Origin of the sequence: Streptococcus cristatus, from assembly GCF_001588905.1 — a bacterium.
Classification (GTDB): Bacteria; Bacillota; Bacilli; order Lactobacillales; family Streptococcaceae; genus Streptococcus; species Streptococcus cristatus_N.
On sequence record NZ_LAWH01000082.1, the window covers coordinates 1 to 636 of the forward strand.

At 42.1% G+C, this 636-nt stretch carries 1 protein-coding gene and 1 tRNA gene; both read right to left on the bottom strand.

Going from position 1 to position 636, the window contains the following annotated elements; genetic code table 11:
• Positions 1-6: 6 nt before the first annotated feature.
• A tRNA-Leu gene (locus A0765_RS09780) sits at positions 7-92 on the bottom strand.
• Positions 93-224: 132 nt separating this feature from the next.
• Positions 225-575: a 30S ribosome-binding factor RbfA gene (gene rbfA / locus A0765_RS09785; RefSeq protein ID WP_005590924.1), complete on the bottom strand. Its 351-nt coding sequence runs from the start codon at positions 573-575 to the stop codon at positions 225-227.
• Between the last annotated feature and the right edge of the window lie 61 nt (positions 576-636).

Below are 636 nucleotides of genomic sequence, written 5' to 3' on the forward strand. Positions count from 1 at the left end.
ATCCTATGCGGAGAGAGGGACTTGAACCCTCACGACCTAAAGCGGTCACAGGATCCTTAGTCCTGCGCGTCTGCCAATTCCGCCATCCCCGCGATTGAGTACTTTACTAGTATAACAGGATAATCTCCACTTGTCAACACCTTTTTTTCAAAACTTTTTAAAAGTCTTTTCAAAAATAAAAATGAGACAGGACTCGTAAACACTGCCCCATCTCACTCTTTTCATTAATGTTTTTCTAAATTGCGCAACATCTGATCAATCTTATTACCGTACTCAATAGACTCATCTTTGACGAAAGTCAAATCTGGAATCTTATACATCTTGAGGTTTCGGCCCAGTTCACGCTTAATGGTACCAGTTGCCTTTTCCAAGCCCAGCTGTGCCTTTTGATTATCCGAAGCCAAGTCACTCATGATACTATAGTAGACCTTGGCCATAGACAGATCGCCCAGCATTTGGACATCAGTAATGGTCACACCTTGGACACGTGGATCACGGACTTTCTTTTGCAAAATCTCATTGACTTCACGCTTGATTTCCATTCCTACACGGTCGGTACGAAAATGATTTGCCATAGGATTTCCTTTCTAATTTTTTCTTTTGCAATATGAGGCTGGGACAAAAGTCCTAGCCTCT

Excerpts from the sequence above, each read along its gene's own strand:
- rbfA (WP_005590924.1), bottom strand. The coding sequence starts at position 575 with ATGGCAAATCATTTTCGTACCGACCGTGTAGGAATGGAAATCAAGCGT.